At 69.1% G+C, this 3,410-nt stretch carries 3 protein-coding genes; 1 reads left to right on the top strand and 2 read right to left on the bottom strand.

The features are described from left to right. On the bottom strand, positions 1–707 hold a 707-nt coding region (locus tag WBV89_RS04325), incomplete at its 3' end, for a glycosyltransferase (protein WP_423980109.1). A gap of 53 nt (positions 708–760) precedes the next feature. Between WBV89_RS04325 and WBV89_RS04330 the strand changes: the two genes are divergently transcribed. Next, positions 761–2,596, top strand: a complete 1,836-nt coding sequence (locus WBV89_RS04330) for a hypothetical protein (RefSeq protein WP_423980110.1) — start codon at positions 761–763, stop codon at positions 2,594–2,596. Here the strand turns inward: WBV89_RS04330 and WBV89_RS04335 are convergent. After that, on the bottom strand, positions 2,557–3,410 hold an 854-nt coding region (locus WBV89_RS04335; RefSeq protein ID WP_423980111.1), incomplete at its 5' end, for a hypothetical protein. The two genes, WBV89_RS04330 and WBV89_RS04335, sit on opposite strands and share 40 nt — an antisense overlap.

The raw sequence follows: 3,410 nt of genomic DNA on the forward strand, positions 1-3,410 counted from the left end.
GCCGCACGCGCCTCGGCGACCGCGTCGAGGAGCAGACCGAAACGTTTGACGGGCGCCAGCCGTGCCACCGCGACGATCGAGGGCTGCGGCGTGCGCTCGCCACCCGGTGCGAAACGAGGGTCGGTCCCGTTCGGAATCGCGGTGACGCGATCGGGATGGAATCCCAGCTCCACCAGTTCGGATCGGGTCGCCTCCGAGGGGGTCGCGGTGAGCCCTCGGCGGTACACCGGTGGAGCGACGCGGGATTCGAGCGCTCGCCCGAACGACGCCAGCGGTCCCGGGAGGATCTGGTCCCACATCGGGCCGTGGACATGGTGGAGGAACAGGATGCGTGGCCGTCGATACCAGACCGGCGAGAAGAACGGCACACCGTTCATCACCTCGACGAGTGCGTCGGATCGTCCCATCCGGCCGGTCGTCTCGGACACGATGGCCCGCGGAAACACCGTGTACCGGCTCCCCCGGCGCACCACGTCGTATCCGTGGCGTTCGGCTCGGTCCGGTTGGCCGGCCGCCGACGATGTGCGGTGGACGACCTCGAGGCCGGCATCGGCCCATCGCCGCTCGAACTCGTCGGCGTGCACTTCGGATCCACCGGCGTCGGGATCGTCCAGGTCGCGCCACGCGAGGACGTGGACTCGCCTGATCCCGCGTGAGATCAGGTCCTGTGCATCGCTGCGCAGGCCGTCGAGGGGGTCGGCCGTCATCGCCCACGACGATACGCCCTGGGGCGCCGCGCGGGTGGATACCATTCGGGCGCTTGCCAGACCAGACCGAGACATCTCACGACCAGCCGCCTCCGGCGGCTGCCCCGGAACCCGCGGACCCCGCGCCCGAATCCGCAGAGCCCGGCCGCGTCACCGACGTCGAGGTGGTCCCGTTCGTTCTCGGGGGGCGCCTGCGCTTCACCTGGCGCGGCCTGATCGCCGTCGGCGCGCTGCTCGGGTTCTCGATGATTCCGGTCCGCGGGCTGTTCCGGTCACCCGGTTCGTCGATGGAGGAGGGCTTCATGCTCGTCTTCCCACGCCTCGTCCAGCAGGGCAAGATCCCCAACGTCGACTTCCTGCACCTCTACGGACCGGGTTCACTCGATGCACTGGCGGGTTGGTACTGGATCTTCGGGTACACGCTGGAAGCGGAGCGCGCCTTCGCACTCGTCCAGAACCTCGCGATCATCTTCGCCCTGTACGCGCTGACCCGCCCGTGGGGACGCACCACGGCCCTGGGCGCCGGTGTCGTGGCGGCGTTGCTGACGATGACGCCGATCGGGCTCGCCGCGCTCGCGTGGCACGGTGCGATCGCCCTGGCCCTGTGGTCGACCGTGTTCGTGATCCGTGCCCGCAACACCGGACAGATCGCGTCGTGGGCGATCGCCGGCCTGCTCGCCGGGCTCGCGCTGTCGTTCCGGCCCGACGTCGTCATCGCGATGACCGCAGCCGTCCTCGTCGGTGGCTGGGCTGCGCGTCGGACCGCGGTCCGTCCGTTCCTGCTGGGTGCCGTCGTCGGCCTGATCCCGATGTGGATCCAGCTCATCGTGGCCGGACCGGTCGAGGTGTTCGACGGCGTCGTGATCGACCCGGTGGTGCGCCTCCGGCCGGGTCGTGAGCTTCCCACTCCCCCATCGTTCGACCAGGTCGACGGCGCTCTCCAGGCCGTCGCCGAGGGTGTTCCTCCGTACTGGCCGCTTCCGGCGATGTCGGCGAATCACCAGCTGTTCTTCTGGTTCTTCTCGGTCGTCCTGATCGCCATTGGGGTTCCCGCTGCGGCGTGGTGGATCCGTCGCCGGCACGGGGCCAACCCACTCATCGACACCCTGCTGGTCGCGGGGGTCTTCGGGCTCGGGATCCTGCCTCAGGCGCTCCAGCGCCCCGACTCGACCCACCTCGCCTGGGTGGCGATGGTGTCGTGGCCGCTCCTCGTCGCGCTGATCACCCACCTGCTCCGCGGCCGTGTGGGCTCCGGGATCGCCCGAGCCACCGTCGCCACCGGAGCGATCGTGGTCCTCGTCCTGATGCTGGTGGTCAGCCCGTTCTACACGTACCGCTACTACCTGCTGCAGGCGCGAGTCTCGATCGGGGATCTGCCCCTGCCGTTCCTCGTCGAGCGCGACGATCGCAAGTTCTGGTTCGGGAATCCGGAGGTGGCCAACGCGCTGAACGAGATGATCCCGGACCTGGAGGCGTTGAGCGAACCGGGTGACTCCCTCATCGTGGGCACCGCCGATCTGAGCCGCACGGTCTACAGCGACGTCTCGATCTACTTCCTGTTCGACGACCTCGACCCAGCGACGTACTACATCGAGATGGACCCGGGGCTCGCCGATGCCGAGGACTCGGGCCTCGCCGAGGACATCGAGGACGCCGACTTCCTGGTGCTCACGAACTTCTGGTCGGGATGGCTGGAGCCGAACACCTCGGTGAAGCGTCAGTCGCAGGAACACAATCAGGCCGTGGCCGACAACTTCTGCCTCGTCGGTCAGTACGAGTCGAACCTCTTGATGCTGTTCGAACGCTGTGAGGGTGGCGGCGGCATCAGCGGCGCCGACGTCGACGGCATCTACCCGGTCGTGCCGGTTCCCGAGGAACTCGCCGACTGACCGTCGCGGAGTGAGTGCAGCTGCGGTGTGAGCCACGCGGCGACCTCCGATGCCCCCTCCGGGGTGTAGTGCAACCCGTCGTAGCGGATGTCGCGGCCCGCGACGAACGGCCCGAGGTCGACGGTCTCGACCCCGTCGTGAGTTGCGGCGTAGCGGGTGAACACGTCGGCCATCATCGCCTCGCGCACGCCGACGGCATCGTCCCACGTCGGCTCGAGCCGCGGAGCTGTGGCGGCGAGCACGAGGAGCGAGTCATCGTCGACGCTGATCGCGCGGAGCAGTTCGAGCCAGTCGGTGAGCGCCTTCTCCCATCGCGGTGACCCGACCTCCACCAGCTCTCCGTCGATCGAGCGGTCCTCGAGATCATTGGTCAACAGCACGAGCGTGGCGTCGACCGACTCCGGCCCGGCGACCGCCGCCCGCAGATCGTCGGACCATCCGGCGCAGAACTCCGACAGGTCGACGGGGGCGAGTGCTCCGCCGTCGGACACGACGACATCGCCCTCCAGGAACGAACACACGGGCCGAGTCACGGGGACGACCTCGACCTGTTCGGGATCGAACGACGACTGGTCGGGCGCCCACGGTAGACCCGCCAGGAAGCCGTCGAGGCGGCCACCGATCAGGGTGTGGGCGACCGAGTCACCGAGCACGGCCACCCGCATCGGACCGGTCGCCACCGGATCGACGGGAGTCGATGTCGATGTCTCCGGCGACGGCGTGTCCGACGTCGTGCTGTCCCCGGGCGATGTGGGCGGGATCCCGGGGTCCGACTCGGCCCGGTCCTGGCCGGAGGAGCGAGCGACCACAGAAG

The organism is Ilumatobacter sp. (genome assembly GCF_049588435.1).
Taxonomy (GTDB): Bacteria; Actinomycetota; Acidimicrobiia; order Acidimicrobiales; family Ilumatobacteraceae; genus Ilumatobacter_A.